Genomic DNA, 487 nt, shown 5'->3' on the forward strand with positions numbered 1-487 from the left:
GATCCGCTCGACGAAGTGCCCGCGATCCAGCAGCCCACAGTAGCCCCGGCGGTACCGCCGAAGTCGCCCCAGAAACCGAAGCCTCTGCGCCCCGCTGCAACAGGGGAGGACGCGCCTTTCGGTATGTCCCCTCCGGCTCCTGCAGAGCAGGCCGCCACTCCGGACACAGACGCAGATGCAGAGCTGTTCGGGACGGTCTGGCCGCTAGGCGAAATCGTCAAGCTGGACACCACGGTCGACCGCAAGCGACTACGCCAACAGTGCGTGCGACTCGGCGCGCTGGGCTATGAGCTCGACTTCAAACAACAAGTGTGGACCCGCAAGGAGGCCGCATGAAATCGATCTACAACACCCCAGGCTTCAGCGAGGAGTTGTTGCTGGTTTGCGCCTCGCTGCGCGAGGTCGGACTGGACAATCTGGCTGACCAGTTCCGCGATGCAGTGTTCGACCGATCCGTCGTCGACCAGGCCATCATCGCACTGCGTGA

1 protein-coding gene is annotated in these 487 nt (G+C 63.7%); it reads left to right on the top strand.

Annotated features, from left to right (window positions below):
• Positions 1 to 336: DUF3275 family protein (locus HMPREF2924_RS08960; RefSeq protein ID WP_141765529.1), on the top strand; the 336-nt coding region annotated here is incomplete at its 5' end.
• Between the last annotated feature and the right edge of the window lie 151 nt (positions 337 to 487).

It is taken from the genome of Pseudomonas sp. HMSC063H08 (assembly GCF_001813645.1).
Lineage (GTDB): Bacteria > Pseudomonadota > Gammaproteobacteria > Pseudomonadales > Pseudomonadaceae > Pseudomonas > Pseudomonas aeruginosa.